General features: G+C 43.7%; 14 protein-coding genes, 1 tRNA gene and 1 rRNA gene. 2 read left to right on the top strand and 14 right to left on the bottom strand.

What is annotated here, in order from left to right; genetic code table 11:
* Position 1: 1 nt before the first annotated feature.
* From ispF to cysJ, 10 genes are all read right to left on the bottom strand, one after another.
* Complete coding sequence (gene ispF / locus Phpb_RS09355) at positions 2 to 475, bottom strand: 2-C-methyl-D-erythritol 2,4-cyclodiphosphate synthase (RefSeq protein WP_065390100.1); 474 nt, start codon at positions 473 to 475, stop codon at positions 2 to 4.
* 13 nt (positions 476 to 488) lie between these two features.
* Positions 489 to 1,220, bottom strand: coding sequence for a 2-C-methyl-D-erythritol 4-phosphate cytidylyltransferase (gene ispD / locus Phpb_RS09350; RefSeq protein WP_065390099.1), 732 nt, complete (start codon positions 1,218 to 1,220; stop codon positions 489 to 491).
* Between the two features lie 5 nt (positions 1,221 to 1,225).
* Complete coding sequence (ftsB, locus tag Phpb_RS09345) at positions 1,226 to 1,546, bottom strand: cell division protein FtsB (RefSeq protein WP_065390098.1); 321 nt, start codon at positions 1,544 to 1,546, stop codon at positions 1,226 to 1,228.
* Between the two features lie 146 nt (positions 1,547 to 1,692).
* Entirely contained in the window at positions 1,693 to 2,325 is a 633-nt protein-coding gene (gene cysC, locus Phpb_RS09340; protein ID WP_109396597.1) for an adenylyl-sulfate kinase, read from the bottom strand.
* 1 nt (position 2,326) lies between these two features.
* Positions 2,327 to 3,769, bottom strand: a complete 1,443-nt coding sequence (gene cysN, locus Phpb_RS09335; protein ID WP_065390097.1) for a sulfate adenylyltransferase subunit CysN — start codon at positions 3,767 to 3,769, stop codon at positions 2,327 to 2,329.
* Between the two features lie 11 nt (positions 3,770 to 3,780).
* Positions 3,781 to 4,689 (bottom strand): sulfate adenylyltransferase subunit CysD, encoded by a 909-nt coding sequence (gene cysD, locus Phpb_RS09330; protein ID WP_065390096.1) that lies wholly within the window; start codon positions 4,687 to 4,689, stop codon positions 3,781 to 3,783.
* A 9-nt stretch (positions 4,690 to 4,698) separates the two neighbouring features.
* Entirely contained in the window at positions 4,699 to 6,111 is a 1,413-nt protein-coding gene (cysG, locus tag Phpb_RS09325) for a siroheme synthase CysG (RefSeq protein WP_065390095.1), read from the bottom strand.
* A gap of 216 nt (positions 6,112 to 6,327) precedes the next feature.
* Positions 6,328 to 7,062: a phosphoadenylyl-sulfate reductase gene (locus tag Phpb_RS09320; RefSeq protein ID WP_065390094.1), complete on the bottom strand. Its 735-nt coding sequence runs from the start codon at positions 7,060 to 7,062 to the stop codon at positions 6,328 to 6,330.
* Positions 7,059 to 8,789, bottom strand: a complete 1,731-nt coding sequence (cysI, locus tag Phpb_RS09315) for an assimilatory sulfite reductase (NADPH) hemoprotein subunit (protein WP_065390093.1) — start codon at positions 8,787 to 8,789, stop codon at positions 7,059 to 7,061. Before cysI ends, Phpb_RS09320 begins: the two co-directional genes overlap by 4 nt.
* Positions 8,789 to 10,591, bottom strand: a complete 1,803-nt coding sequence (cysJ, locus tag Phpb_RS09310) for an NADPH-dependent assimilatory sulfite reductase flavoprotein subunit (protein WP_065390092.1) — start codon at positions 10,589 to 10,591, stop codon at positions 8,789 to 8,791. The genes cysI and cysJ overlap by 1 nt, the downstream gene beginning before the upstream one ends.
* A 267-nt stretch (positions 10,592 to 10,858) precedes the next feature.
* On the opposite strand from cysJ, the gene queD reads away from it, so the two are divergent.
* Positions 10,859 to 11,221, top strand: a complete 363-nt coding sequence (queD, locus tag Phpb_RS09305; protein WP_036808482.1) for a 6-carboxytetrahydropterin synthase QueD — start codon at positions 10,859 to 10,861, stop codon at positions 11,219 to 11,221.
* 44 nt (positions 11,222 to 11,265) lie between these two features.
* On the opposite strand, the gene queE is transcribed toward queD, so the two are convergent.
* The gene (gene queE, locus Phpb_RS09300) at positions 11,266 to 11,937 is read right to left on the bottom strand and encodes a 7-carboxy-7-deazaguanine synthase QueE (protein ID WP_046397290.1); all 672 of its coding nucleotides are present in this window, start codon (positions 11,935 to 11,937) and stop codon (positions 11,266 to 11,268) included.
* 170 nt (positions 11,938 to 12,107) lie between these two features.
* Here queE and Phpb_RS09295 point away from each other — a divergent pair, with 170 nt between their 5' ends.
* Complete coding sequence (locus Phpb_RS09295) at positions 12,108 to 13,493, top strand: amino acid permease (RefSeq protein ID WP_065390091.1); 1,386 nt, start codon at positions 12,108 to 12,110, stop codon at positions 13,491 to 13,493.
* Between the two features lie 187 nt (positions 13,494 to 13,680).
* Here the strand turns inward: Phpb_RS09295 and Phpb_RS09290 are convergent, their stop codons facing one another.
* The 3 genes from Phpb_RS09290 to rrf form a co-directional block, all read right to left on the bottom strand.
* A complete protein-coding gene (locus Phpb_RS09290; RefSeq protein ID WP_065390090.1) occupies positions 13,681 to 14,463 on the bottom strand; it encodes an endonuclease/exonuclease/phosphatase family protein in 783 nt (260 codons plus the stop codon).
* A gap of 138 nt (positions 14,464 to 14,601) precedes the next feature.
* A tRNA-Asp gene (locus tag Phpb_RS09285) sits at positions 14,602 to 14,678 on the bottom strand.
* A gap of 202 nt (positions 14,679 to 14,880) precedes the next feature.
* Positions 14,881 to 14,969 (bottom strand): 5S ribosomal RNA (rrf, locus tag Phpb_RS09280); the annotation flags it as partial.

Raw genomic sequence — 14,969 nt, 5'->3', positions numbered from 1 at the left:
ATTATTCCTTAACCAGCAAAGCAACCGCTTCGCAAGCAATACCTTCTTTACGCCCAACAAATCCCAATTTCTCGGTAGTTGTGGCTTTAACATTGATATCATCAAGGTGGCATTGCAGATCTTCTGCCAGATTGACTCTCATTTGTGGAATATGCGGCAGCATTTTGGGTGCTTGAGCGATAATCGTAATATCCAGATTGCTAATCCGATAACCCTTTTCTCTGATACGTGAATAGGCTTCGCGCAATAATTTACGGCTATCCACCCCTTTAAACGCCGGATCAGTATCTGGGAATAATTTCCCGATATCACCCAATGCCGCAGCACCTAACAAAGCATCCGTGGCCGCATGGAGAGCGACATCACCATCAGAATGCGCTAACAGCCCTTGTTCATAAGGAATACGAACACCACCAATAATAATCGGCCCTTCACCACCAAATTTATGTACATCGAAACCGTGTCCGATCCTCATGATGTCTGTTCCTTTATTTTCTGGACAGATAAAATTCTGCCAATGCCAAATCCTCAGGGCGCGTGACTTTTATATTGTCCGAACGCCCATTAACCAACACCGGTTGATAACCACAATATTCCAGTGCGGAAGCCTCATCTGTAATATTAGCGTGTTGCGAAAGTGCTTTTGACAAACAATCCCTTAGTAACATCAATGGAAAAAACTGCGGAGTCAGTGCATGCCAGAGATTTTGCCGTTCTACCGTATGGTCAATAAGTCGACCAGCCCGTCCACGTTTCATCGTATCGCGGACCGGCGCTGCCAGAATACCACCACATGCAATATTTCCCTGTTCATCTGCTACTGCCAACTGTAGTAAACGTTCAAGATCGTCATGATGTAAACAAGGGCGGGCAGCATCATGCACTAAAACCCAACAATTATCATTGCCAGTCAAACGAGCCAGATGATTTAAACCAGACAGTACAGAATCTGCTCGCTGTTCACCGCCAACTACCGTAGTAATACGCGAATCTGATGCAACCTCAAGGAATTGAAACTGTGTGTCCGCAGGATTTAAAACAATCACAACATGCCGAATACGGGGATGATCAAGTAATACAGCCAGAGTGTGTTCAATAATGGTCTTTCCGGCAATAGACAGGTATTGCTTTGGGCAATCCGAATTCATTCGGCTACCAATACCCGCTGCTGGTACCAAAGCAATAATATCAGCACAGGAATGAAGTAATAGATTGTTCATTTTAATTATTGAGTATTATTTGGAGTCGAGGGGCGCGAAGTGTTTTCTTTAGATTTATCAACGATTAAACGATAGAAAGTTTCACCCGGTTTGATCATGCCCAATTCACTACGGGATCGCTCTTCGATGGCTTCCTGCCCACCAGTAAGATCATCAATTTCCGCCGATAACTGATCGTTACGCGCTTTAAGTTTGCTGTTATTACGCTCTTGCATCGCAACATCATTCTTAACCCGTACATAATCGTGAATGCCGTTTTTACCAAGCCACAGTGAATACTGTAACCATCCGAGTAAAACCAGTAATAGTAGCGTCAGCTTACCCATTTCCGCCCCCTGAAATATCTGTCAATCATCCCATAACTCAAAGAATGACGCTACTATCACAAAACAGGGTAGGAGAAAAATAGTTGAATGAAGCTATTTTACACAAGCACATCACTAAAAACGCAATAATGTGCTTTTTGTTGACGTTATCCGTGATGAATCCTTGAGCGTATAATGCCGCTCTTTTCCAATTCCACCAGCAACTGGGCCACAGAAGCTTCAACGGGTTGTTGGCCTGCAAGATAAATTTCCGGGTTATCGGGAACTTCATAGACTGAATCAATCCCCGTGAAATGACGAATTTCACCGGCACGGGCTTTTTTGTACAATCCTTTCGGATCACGAGATTCGCAAATTTCCAACGGCGTATCGACAAAAACTTCAATAAATTGCCCCGGCTCCAGTAGTTCACGAACCTTTTGCCGTTCTGCTTTATGAGGAGAGATAAAAGCCGTCAGCACGACTAAACCCGCATCGACCATCAGACTAGCAACTTCACCCACACGACGGATATTTTCCTGCCTATCCTGTTCGGAAAAATCCAAATCACTACAAAGGCCATGACGCAAATTATCGCCATCAAGCAGATAAGTTTTTATTCCCCGTTGAAACAGAGCCTGTTCTAAGGCCCCTGCTACAGTGGATTTCCCTGAACCCGATAAACCAGTGAACCAAATAACCAATGCAGGATGTCCATTTTCAACCTCCCGCTGCGTTCTGGTCAATTGATGTGGATGCCAGACAACGTTTTCTGATGCCAGATTTTCAATGTCAGCCAATTTATTTACCTCCCAGTAAATCTCTGGCTCCCCAATGAGGGAAATGACGACGAATCAACCGATTCAATTCCAGTTCAAATTCGCTGAATTCTTTTGGCCCTTCATAAACATTTGTCTGAATTTCACGTACCAACCCCGCACCAACAGTGACATTATTCAGTCGATCGATCAAAATAATACCGCCGGTGTCGCTATTTTGCTGATAGCTATCGAGCATTAATGGCTCTTCAAAAGAAAATTCCACCGATCCGATGGCATTTAATGGTAAATCAACAGCCACCCGTTGTGTCAGGTTAGTAATATCCACCTGGTATTGAATATTCTCAACTTTCGCACGGCTCTTTTTACCCGCCACTTTGATATCAAGGTTCTGCCCCTGCACCAAAGGCCGCTCAGACATCCATACCACATCCACCAGCGCATGCCGGGTAACCATCATTTCATCATCGGCAGAAATCAGCAAATCTCCTCGGCTGATATCAATCTCATCTTTCAGCACCACCGTAATGGCCTCACCCGGAACAGCAAAATCCAAATCACCATTGAAAGTCACTATCCTCTCCACCCGTGAGCCGATACCGGACGGCATGACTTTAATTTTCTGCCCTTTACGTAAAATCCCGGACGAAAGTGTGCCACTGTAACCACGAAAATCGAGATCAGGCCGGCTAACATATTGAACCGGAAAGCGCAGTAACTGCTTTGAAGCTTCCTTTTTTACATCAACTGTTTCAAGGATATCCAACAACGTTGGTCCTTCATACCAATCCATATTGCGACTTCTAGTGACAATATTATCGCCATCAAGTGCCGAGATTGGGACAAAATGAACGTCCAAATCTGTCGGTAATTGGGCAGCGAAATTCATATAATCCTGTTTGATCTGATTAAAAACTTCCTGACGATATTCCATCAGATCCATTTTATTCACCGCTACCACCAAATGGCGAATACCTAGCAATGTACTGATAAAACTGTGACGACGGGTCTGCTCCTGAACACCTTTACGCGCATCAATCAACAGAATAGAGAGCTCACAGGTCGATGCCCCCGTTGCCATATTACGGGTGTACTGCTCATGTCCCGGTGTATCCGCAATGATAAATTTGCGTTTTTCTGTAGAAAAATAACGATAAGCCACATCAATGGTAATGCCCTGCTCACGCTCTGCGGCAAGGCCATCCACCAATAAAGCCAGATCTAATTTTTCACCCTGAGTACCGATACGTTTACTGTCATTCTGCAATGTTGAAAGCTGATCTTCGTAGATCTGGCGGGTATCATGTAACAAGCGTCCAATCAGAGTACTTTTGCCATCATCCACGCTGCCACATGTCAGGAAACGCAGCAATCCTTTCTCTTGTTGAGCTCGCAGATAAGCTTCCACACCGCCCTGTTGTTTAATTTGATAAGCAATGATTTCATTCTGTGCAAGTGCTGACATGGTTGCTCTCCTTAGAAATAACCTTGACGTTTTTTCAGTTCCATAGAAGCAGATTGATCACTATCAATCAGCCGCCCTTGCCGTTCACTTGTCGTCGATATCAGCATCTCTTCAATAATTTCCGACAATGTTTCAGCATCCGATTTCACTGCTCCCGTCAACGGCCAACAACCAAGAGTACGGAAACGAACTTTGCGTTGGCTGATAACCTCGCCCGGTTTCAGATCGATCCGATCGTCATCAACCATAATTAGCGTCCCCTCACGCTCCAATACCGGACGTAATTTGGCAAAATAGAGAGGAACAATATCAATTTGTTCTAAATAGATATATTGCCAAACATCCAATTCAGTCCAATTAGACAGTGGGAATACGCGAATGCTTTCGCCTTTATTAATCTGGCCGTTGTAATTGCGCCACAATTCAGGACGCTGGTTTTTAGGGTCCCAACGATGTGAGCGATCTCGGAAAGAATAGATCCGCTCCTTGGCCCGCGATTTCTCCTCATCACGACGAGCGCCGCCGAAAGCAGCATCAAAACCATATTTATCCAGTGCCTGCTTTAACCCTTCCGTTTTCATGATGTCAGTATGTTTGGCACTACCATGCACAAATGGATTAATTCCCATTGCTTCCCCTTGCGGGTTACGATACACCAACAGTTCAAAGCCGTAATTCTTCGCAGTACGATCACGAAACTCGTACATTTCACGAAATTTCCATCCCGTGTCCACATGCAGCAAAGGAAATGGCAATGTTCCCGGATAGAACGCCTTGCGTGCAAGATGAAGCATGACCGAAGAATCTTTACCGATAGAGTAAAGCATCACCGGGTTTTCAAACTCGGCGGCCACTTCCCGTATAATATGAATACTTTCAGCTTCAAGTTGCTGCAAGTGTGTCAATCTTTTCTGATCCATTACAACTCCTTATGCAAAATCGACTACTGCCGGACGGCTCATCTTGGCAATAGATTGCTGCCCAAACCAAGCTATCTGATGGTGAAGTTGAGCCACTTCTCCCACTACCAATAAGGCCGGCGACGGTGCCTGCTGTGCTAACTGTTCCAGTTCAAGCAAAGTGCCGATTAACACTTGCTGATCTAAACGAGTACCACAACCAATAACGGCTACCGGTGTATCTTCCGCTCGCCCATGTAAAATTAATTGATGACTTATCAAGGCGGCTTTGACCGTCCCCATATAAATCACCAGAGTTTGATGACCTCCGGCTAAAGCCGGCCAATCCAATTCATTACCCTTTTCTCGACAATGACCGGTGATAAAAGTGATACTCTGTGAGTGTTCCCGGTGAGTCAGAGGAATTCCCGCGTAAGCTGTCGCGCCGATGGCGGCGGTAATGCCCGGTACAACCTGAAAAGGAATGCCTGCTGATGCCGCAACCTGTAATTCCTCACCACCACGGCCAAAGATAAAGGGATCGCCGCCTTTAAGACGAACCACTTTTTTCCCCTGCCGGGCAAACTTCACGATTAACCGGTTAGTTTCCTCTTGAGAAACAGAGTGATTACCCGCTCTTTTGCCAACGCAAATTTTATCTGCATCGCGGCGAACTAGATCCAGTACCTCGCTGCTGACCAAATGATCATAAAGAACCACATCAGCCTGCTGAATAACCTGCAATCCCTTTAACGTCAGCAATCCCGGATCACCCGGCCCTGCCCCAACCAGAGCCAGTTCTCCCTGCGAATCAGACTGTTCCAGTTGTTGCTCAAGCTGTTTTTCAGCCTGTTGAATCTGACCGTTTGCAACCAACATAGCGAAACGACCATTGAAGGCCTGTTCCCAAAAAGAGCGACGCTGGCGCATGGAAGTCAGTCGCTGTTTTACTCGTTCACGCCACTTCCCGGCGATGTTTGCCATCGTGCCCAGGCTGGAAGGCAGTAACGCTTCCAGTTTCTCTCGGATTAAACGCGCTAATACCGGCGCTTTTCCCGCCGATGAGATCGCCACCAGAACCGGAGAACGGTCGATAATTGATGGAAAAATAAATGAGCAATGCGCTTGATCATCGACTACATTGACCAAAATAGCGCGCTTATCCGCCGCAGAAAAAACCTGATGATTTAGAATACGATCATCAGTCGCAGCAATAACTAAAAAGATGCCATCAAGATATTGAGATTGGAACTCTCCCTTATGCCATTCCAACTCACCCGCTTGATAACGCTGTTGTAATTCAGAGCACAATTCAGGCGCTATAACCTGCAATAATGCACCTGCCCGTAGTAGTAGAGTCGCCTTACGTGCGGCCACCTCACCACCACCGACAAGTAATACAAGCCGCCCTTTCAGCTCGACAAATATCGGTAAGTAATCCACGATTGCCCTTGATATCCAGTGAAATATTTATAAGTACTGAAACTGTTTCGAATGAATATATGAGTTGGCGGTAAAGTTATAAAATGACAAAAAAGAATTTGATGTTCTGTAATGGAATATAAGCGATCTCGCCAAAATAGCTTTATTAATCATCCCCCTCGCCCTAAAACACAGCGAGGGCTTTATCATTATCCCCACTCAGGAAATACCGGGTTTTTAATTTTCATGTAACCCACATTCTCGTTTCAAGCCAAAGAAACGGGTTTGTTCTTCACTCATGCCCGGTTCCCATTTTTGGGTTGTATGGATGTCACCAACAGAAAGATAACCTTGTTCCCATAATGGATGATATTCCAAGCCATGCTTTGTCAGATATTGATGCACCCGCCGGTTATCCCAGTCGATAATCGGCAAAATCTTAAATACTCCCCGCTGTACAGCCAGAACCGGTAATTTTGATCGACTTTCAGATTGCTGACGACGTAATCCAGCAAACCAACTTTGTACATTTAAACTTTTCAAAGCTCGATTCATTGGTTCAACTTTATTAATCTGATTGTAACGCTCTATTCCCGCTACACCTTGTTCCCATAATTTTCCATAGCGAGCTTCCTGCCAAGCTGGAGAATATTCAGCACTGAATATTTGCAGATTCAGTTTCAACCGCGTTGTGAGTTTATCGATGAATTGATAAGTTTCAGGGAATAGATAACCGGTATCGGTAAGAATGACCGGAATATCAGGATATTCTTGTGTCACTAAATGAAGGCATACCGCCGCCTGAATACCAAAACTGGAGGAAAGAACAAATTCCCCTGGTAAATTTTCTAATGCCCAGTTTACCCTCTGATGAGCATCCATCATTTCAAGCCGAAGATTAATCTCAGCCAGTGATTGCTCTTGCTGTTCAGCAGTCACTCCAGCGAATTGAGATAAGTTGAATTGACTCATACCGCCTCCTGCCAATCATAAAAATCGCGGGCTGAATCCAAGACCGGCTTGATAATATCCATGCGGATCAGGAAATCGCCAAAACCTTCATTTGACTGCCGCTCTGTCGCCCAACTCCCAATAAGTTCATCCATAATAGATAAGATCTCTTGTGAGCTGATATTTTCTTTATACATCCGTGGAATACGAGTGCCAATCCGATTACCACCAAGATGAAGGTTATAACGATCAAGCGCTTTGCCGACTAGCCCAACTTCCGCTAACATCGCTCTACCACAGCCATTCGGGCAACCTGTCACTCGCAAAACAATATGTTCATCACCCACACCATGTTTATTCATCAATTGTTCAATATGGGTGACAAACTCCGGTAAGAAACGTTCAGCCTCAGCCATTGCCAACGGGCACGTTGGAAAAGAGACACAAGCCATTGAGTTTTCACGCTGAACTGTGGTTTTATCATCAATCAGCCCATGTTCACGGGCGATGGTTTCAATGCGTTGTTTCTCACTTTCAGGAATACCAGCAATGATTAAGTTCTGATTGGCCGTCAGGCGAAAATCCCCTTGATGTATTTTTGCAATTTCAGCAATGCCACTTTTCAGCGGCCTGCCGGGGTAATCCAAAAGGCGACCATTCTCAATAAACAGCGTCAAATGCCATTTATCATCGATGCCTTTCAGCCAGCCAATTTGATCACCACGACCAGTAAATTCATAAGGCCGGATGGCCTCAAATTTCACTCCAGCGCGTCTCTCTACCTCTTCTTTAAAAGTATCAACGCCAACCCGCTCCAACGTATATTTGGTTTTGGCGTTTTTACGCTCAGTCCGATTACCCCAGTCACGCTGAGTTGTCACCACAGCTTCGGCAATCACCAGTGTATGCTCAAGGGGAATATAGCCAAATTCACTCGCCATACGCGGATAGGTATTTTCATCGCCATGAGTCATCGCTAAACCACCACCCACCAGCACGTTAAAACCCACCAACTTGTCTCCTTCTGAAATAGCAACAAAGTTCAGATCGTTGGCATGTAGATCAACATCATTCTGTGGAGGAATGACTACCGTGGTTTTGAACTTACGCGGCAAATAAGTCGACCCAAGAATCGGCTCTTCATCGGTCGTTGCGATTTTCTCCTCATCTAACCAGAGTTCAGCATAAGCACGAGTACGTGGCAGTAGATGCTCCGAGATTTTCTGCGCCCACTCGTAAGCTTGCTGATGTAATTCTGATTGAATAGGATTCGAAGTACAAAGCACATTGCGGTTAACGTCATTTGCCGTCGCAAGCGAATCCAATCCAACTTGATTCAGCAATTGATGAGCTGGTTTTACATTCCCTTTTAGAATGCCATGAAATTGAAATGTCTGGCGGTTCGTCAAACGGATACTGCCATAAAGGGTATTCTCTTCAGCAAACTTATCAATGCCCAACCATTGCTGTGGCGTAATCACACCACCCGGCAGACGACAGCGCAGCATCATTGCATGACGCGGCTCCAATTTTTGCTCTGCGCGTTCAGCACGGATATCACGATCATCCTGCTGATACATGCCATGAAAACGAATCAACAGGAAATTGTCCCCTGCAAAACCTCCCGTTAAACCATTAGTTAAATCTTCGCTAATCGTACCTCGTAGGAAGTTACTTTCCCGCTTCATACGCTCACTGTCAGCCAGTTTACCTTCAACAATCAAAGGACCATGTTGTTTATTGTTCATTAGTACACATCCCTCTGATAACGGCGCTCAAGACGCAATTCACTTAAAAATTCATCTGCCTGTTCGCTATCCATGCCGCCATGCTCAGAAATAATATCCAACAACGCATGTTCCACATCTTTAGCCATGCGGTTTGCATCACCACACACGTACAGATGTGCTCCTTCCTTTATCCAACGCCATACGTCTTCACCTTGCTCACGCAGCTTGTCCTGAACATAAACTTTATGCTGCTGATCACGGGACCACGCCAGATCAATACGGGTTAACAAACCCTCTTTGACATAACGCTGCCACTCCACTTGATAGAGAAAATCTTCCGTAAAATGTGGATTGCCAAAGAACAACCAATTTTTCCCTTCTGCGCCATCAGCCTCCCTTTGCTGCATAAATGCCCGAAATGGCGCAATTCCGGTTCCCGGCCCAATCATGATGACAGGAATACGTGGATCAGCAGGCAGACGAAAATTATCGTTATGCTCAATAAAAATACGAATATCGCCATTTTCCTGTAAGCGATCGGCTAGATAGCCGGATGCACCACCAGTGCGGGCCCGTCCGTCAATTTCATAACGAACCACACCAACGGTAAGATGAACTTCATTTTCCACTTCCGCCTGAGAAGAAGAAATTGAATAGAGTCTTGGTGTCAAAGGCCGGAGCAAATCAATAAATTGCTGTGCCTCCGGTTGAGAAGCCGCTTCTCTTATCATATCGGCGATCGGTTTATTGTGAGCGTATTGCTGTAATGCTTGTTTATCAGCAATCAAAGAAAGTAATTTTTCATCTTTCGCAAGAACAGCGTATTTTTCCACAATCACACTGGTATTTTGAGTTAGCTCAACATGACCGATCAGTGCTTCCCTTAATGGCAATTTCTGACCATTAACCTCAACCTGTTCTGTTCCTTTCAACCAGAGCAAATTCAACACTTCATCCACCAGCTCCGGATCATTTTCAAACCAGACACCCAGAGCATCGCCTGGCTGATAACGCAGTCCTGAATCACCCAGATCAATTTCAATATGGCGAACATCTTTATCAGAACCACGCCCCGTTATTTTCTGACGGGTAGCTAAAGCAGCAGTCAATGGCGCCTGTTTAGTATAAGAAGTTGAGAAAATTTCATTTACCAATCTGTTTTGTGCAGAAACAATCACAGTCCCTGTCCCGACAGGAATACGCTGTTTCAGGACTCCAGTTAATTGTTGACGCCACTGAGTCGCAACCTGTTGATATTCCACATCACCATCTACACGCTCCAAAAGCCGTTGAGCGCCTAATTCATTCAGACGATTATCGAAATCTTTTCCGGCCTGGCAGAAGCGCTCATAAGAGGTATCACCCAGACCAAAAACCGCAAATGCCGTACCATCCAGCTTCGGTGCCTTTTTAGAATAGAGATATTTATATAATGCAACCGCTTCCTCAGCCGGTTCTCCTTCACCTTGAGTAGAAGCAATAATTATCAGCACTTTCTCTTGAGCAATTTGTTTGAATTTATAATCACCGGCATTGACCAAATTGACATTGAGTTTTTCTGCCGACAAATCATCACGGAGTTGTTCAGCCAAACGACGAGCATTACCAGTTTGTGAGGCTGAAATTAATGTAATCGTCTCCTGCGCCGGAACCGCCGGAGCCACAACCTGAACTTGTGGTTGTTGATTTACCATTCCCCAAAAATAACCAGACAGCCAGGCTAATTGAGTCGGTGAAAAATCCCCAATTGCCGACTGCAAACGCGCTAGCTGTTCAGGTGAAACCGGAAGAAGTGAAATTGAAGGTGGTTTTATGCTCATTATCCTGTGCTGCCCTTTACGATTACCAATGTCTGTTATTTTTAGTAAATAAAATAAATAGGGATGGTTTGTAAGGTTATCTCAGCGACTTGTTACTATTTAAAGAAACTATCGCAATATCAAATAACCAAAACGCCTAACCATATTTACAGATTTAATATATCTATAAAACAGTTAATAAGAGCGATTGCAAAAAAATGAAAAAATCAGGTTTAATTCAGAAGATCGGGTAGAATAGCGGGTTTTTTGAAGTCAGAGAGAACCACTATGAGCACAACGATTTTTAAAGATTTTCAGTTTGAAGCCGCCCACCGTCTGCCACATGTCCCAGAAGGTCATAAATGCGGTCGCCTGCATGGGCACTCATTTATGGTACGACTGGAAATTACCGGGGAGGTCGATCCTCATAGTGGCTGGATTATGGACTTTGCCGATTTAAAAGCCCTGTTCAAACCCATTTGGGAACAGCTAGATCACCATTACCTGAATGATATCCCTGGACTGGAAAATCCAACCAGCGAAGTATTAGCTGCCTGGATTTGGGATAAAGTTAAACCAACAATTCCACAACTCAGTGCCGTTATGGTGAAAGAAACCTGTAATGCGGGAGCTATTTTCCGCGGTAAATGAAACAACTTACTGCACCAGGAAACCTCCAGTGCAGTAAGCTTTTCTCAGGCGATATTCAAATATTTATGTGTTTGCATAGAAAACCGCCAATTACGGGCAATACAGGTTTCAATACATAAACGAGTAGCGTCTTCTTTCTGGCTAATAGGTTGCAGTGCAATAATACGCGATGAGTTGTCATCCAGTGTCGCTAATAACTCATCCAATGCTTCAATATCTCTTTCCCTGGCAACCGGATATTTTATTTCATTAGCCCTTTGTAAAGCCTGCTGCAATACCTGGTAACCACCACGCATGTTAACTTTTGGGGAAACTGTCACCCAAGTAGTATCAGAACATTTAACATGATACGTACCACTGGTTTCTATCTGACATTGGTAGCCAAGGCTTTCTAACTCTTCGATCAGAGGGATAAGATCATAAAGGCAAGGCTCACCACCAGTAATAACAACATGACGTGCGGTATATTTCTGTTGAACAAACAGCGCTGCAATTTGCTTAGGAGACGCTTCACTCCATTCATTGCTTTCACTCGTCTTCAACAAAATTGTTTCCAATGTCCGTTGCTTTTCCGCTTCTTTCTCCCAAGTGTGTTTTGTATCACACCAGCTACAACCAACCGGACACCCTTGCAGACGAATAAAAATTGCCGGGACTCCGGCAAAAAAACCTTCTCCCTGCAATGTCTGGAATACTTCGTTAATCGGGTAAAACATAAAAATCTCTGGTTTCATTAAGCAAGGGCGCATTATTGCAGATATCTATCCCGCGAACATCAATCTTTATGGTAAGGTACGGGGTTTGCTTCGCTTGGCTAACGTGCAACTTGTCGAGGCATTGTGTGCTTAAAATATATCTAGCACTGAGAAAGTGACAGGAATAAATAATGCAGAATAATGAAACTCAGCTGAAACGGGGTCTAACCGGGCGGCATATCCGCTTTATGGCATTAGGCTCCGCAATAGGCACAGGGCTGTTCTATGGCTCGGCAGCAGCTATTCAGCAAGCTGGACCAGCCGTATTACTCGCCTATTTAATCGGCGGCGCTGCCGTATTTATGGTGATGCGTGCATTAGGCGAAATGGCTGTTCACCATCCAGTAGCCGGTTCTTTTTCACACTATGCCAGCCATTATCTCGGTCCTTTAGCCGGATTTCTAACCGGATGGAATTATGTGTTCGAAATGCTGATCGTTTGCCTAGCTGACGTTACTGCATTCGGTTTCTATATGAAGCTCTGGTTCCCCCATGTAGAACAGTGGATCTGGGTATTAAGCATTGTCTGCTTTATTGGCGCAATTAATCTTTGCCATGTAAAAATTTTCGGTGAAATGGAATTCTGGCTTTCGATTGTGAAAGTCACCGCAATTATCGCTATGATTATCGGCGGCATAACTATCATGATCTATGGATTCGGCCAAGAAACAGATCATGCAACCGGCATTGCCAGTTTGTGGGAATATGGCGGTTTTATGCCTAATGGCATCAGTGGCGTGATAGCTTCACTCGCCATTGTAATGTTTGCTTTTGGGGGTATTGAAGTCATTGGTATTACTGCCAGCGAAGCCAAAAACCCCGAAAAAACGATTCCAAAAGCAATCAATGCTGTCCCTTTCCGTATTCTACTGTTCTATGTGCTGACTCTGTTTATTTTAATGTGTATCTACCCGTGGAATCAGATCGGTCAAGAAGGTAGCCCATTTGTACAGATTTTTTCTAGCTTAGGTATCAATTCTGCTGCCAATATTCTCAATATCGTCGTAATTACTGCCGCAATTTCAGCGATCAATAGCGATATTTTTGGTGCTGGCCGTATGATGTATGGCATGGCACAAGAAAGACAAGCGCCTAAATCATTCACCAAGCTGAGTCGTAATGGCGTACCTTGGATGACTGTAATCGTTATGTCAGCAGTTTTGTTAATTGGAGTCATACTCAATTATATGATTCCGGAAGAAATTTTCGTTATCATTGCCTCTATCGCAACATTTGCTACTGTATGGGTATGGTTGATGATCCTACTTTCTCAAGTTGCTATGCGCTGCAAAATGAGCAAAGAAGAAGTTAAAACCCTGAAATTCCCCGTTCCTATGTGGCCAATAGCACCTGCATTAACCATTATCTTTATGGTATTTGTTATTGTATTACTAGGCTATTTCGAGAAAACCCGCATTGCATTAATTGTGGGAATCGTATGGGTAATCTTATTATCAATCACCTATTTCTTTAGTATAAAGAAAAATATTTCTCAAACCCACCAGATAAACAAATAATTTCCACTCATAAATGCCAGATTATTCTGGCATTTATTTTTAAAATATAAATCCAACGCAATACATAATAAATATTTACAATAAATCAACAATGATATAATGTTTTTAATTATAAAGTTATATTCATTTATAATGAATTAAATAGGAATTCATTATAAATAGACCAATATATTTTTATAACAAAGAATTAATAAAAATTTACAACCAGAGGATTATGATCGGAAGCATCAGTAGGTATCACAATAGCATCAGCAATATTCAACTCTCGGTAAAAAATAAAATCCAAAGGCTTACCAAACGCGATTGTCCGATAGTCATCAGAAAAAGATACCTCTTCAAGGTGTAAATATCTGGTAAAACGTTTTAAAGCATTTAATCGTTGCTTACTCCATGCGTTAAAATCACCAGCCATAATTACTGGGCCATTATGTAAACGAACATGAGCACCAATATTATTCAATTGGCGGCTATACACATCCACACCAAAACTGAAATTTATCGCATGTACATTAATAACCATTAATTGACGATTATCCTGTAAAGGATAAACAGTGATAAGAGCTGATTTAGATAAACGTAAAAGAGGCTCTTTTTCTCTCAAAGGACAACAATAGACAGGATGAGAAGTTGCTAACGTCATTACACCTGATGGATGTTGTGGCAATAAAAATGCGGGAACTTGATCAGCTATCAAGTAATTTGAGGTAGCAAATTCAACTAAATCAGGAGTAGTCTGCGCTTCTTGTAATAAAATCAACTGGCTTTCGTTAGTTAGCTCCTTCAGAACTTTTCTCCATGAAGGACGCTGCTGTTTATAGATATTCCATACAACAACCCTAAGCTCATTTGTGCCAGTGATCAAAGGAGTACCTACAGACAATGCATTCCCAAGCTGATTAGCCGACATAGGAAAAACACGTTCAACAGGCTGGCCCGCGACATACCTTATCGCATAGGTTTTTTTTACCACGTAAAAAACCTCTTAAATACAGAATAACTATAAAAACTATCCGATTTTATCAAATATAATAAGGTAATTATTGATTTTAATACTCATAAACGACAAAAAACCCTGAGATTTCTCTCAGGGTTTCTCAAAAAATTAAGGTGGCGGTGCGGACGGGGCTCGAACCCGCGACCCCCGGCGTGACAGGCCGGTATTCTAACCAACTGAACTACCGCACCACCGAATTCTCTGTCATCTATATCGCTTGCTACAATATAAAACTTAAATATCAACTTTGGCCGTTTACGAACAGCTTGCCTGCCGTTCGCCCTTCGGACCGCCGCCCTTCGCGACGATTAAATCCGTCTGCAACAGATTTATCCTACTCACTGCTATTCGTGCTTCATGCTGCCTTTGATGGCAACATCATCCTAAATTAAAACCTGGCAGTGTCCTACTCTCACATGGGGAGACCCCACACTACCATCGGCGCTACGGCGTTTCACTGCTGAGTTCGGCATGGGGTCAGG

It is taken from the genome of Photorhabdus namnaonensis (genome assembly GCF_001684335.1).
GTDB lineage: Bacteria > Pseudomonadota > Gammaproteobacteria > Enterobacterales > Enterobacteriaceae > Photorhabdus > Photorhabdus namnaonensis.
Note: the sequence above shows the minus strand (reverse complement) of the source record. Positions and strands in the feature narration are given on the sequence as shown.

What these genes read in the sequence shown, in the direction of transcription:
- ispD (WP_065390099.1), bottom strand. Translation starts at nt 1,220, where the DNA reads ATGAACAATCTATTACTTCATTCCTGTGCTGATATTATTGCTTTGGTA.
- cysD (WP_065390096.1), bottom strand. Translation starts at nt 4,689, where the DNA reads ATGGATCAGAAAAGATTGACACACTTGCAGCAACTTGAAGCTGAAAGT.
- queD (WP_036808482.1), top strand. Translation starts at nt 10,859, where the DNA reads ATGAGCACAACGATTTTTAAAGATTTTCAGTTTGAAGCCGCCCACCGT.
- cysJ (WP_065390092.1), bottom strand. Translation starts at nt 10,591, where the DNA reads ATGAGCATAAAACCACCTTCAATTTCACTTCTTCCGGTTTCACCTGAA.
- Phpb_RS09295 (WP_065390091.1), top strand. Translation starts at nt 12,108, where the DNA reads ATGCAGAATAATGAAACTCAGCTGAAACGGGGTCTAACCGGGCGGCAT.
- queE (WP_046397290.1), bottom strand. Translation starts at nt 11,937, where the DNA reads ATGTTTTACCCGATTAACGAAGTATTCCAGACATTGCAGGGAGAAGGT.
- ispF (WP_065390100.1), bottom strand. Translation starts at nt 475, where the DNA reads ATGAGGATCGGACACGGTTTCGATGTACATAAATTTGGTGGTGAAGGG.
- Phpb_RS09320 (WP_065390094.1), bottom strand. Translation starts at nt 7,062, where the DNA reads ATGAGTCAATTCAACTTATCTCAATTCGCTGGAGTGACTGCTGAACAG.
- cysI (WP_065390093.1), bottom strand. Translation starts at nt 8,789, where the DNA reads ATGAACAATAAACAACATGGTCCTTTGATTGTTGAAGGTAAACTGGCT.
- cysN (WP_065390097.1), bottom strand. Translation starts at nt 3,769, where the DNA reads ATGTCAGCACTTGCACAGAATGAAATCATTGCTTATCAAATTAAACAA.
- ftsB (WP_065390098.1), bottom strand. Translation starts at nt 1,546, where the DNA reads ATGGGTAAGCTGACGCTACTATTACTGGTTTTACTCGGATGGTTACAG.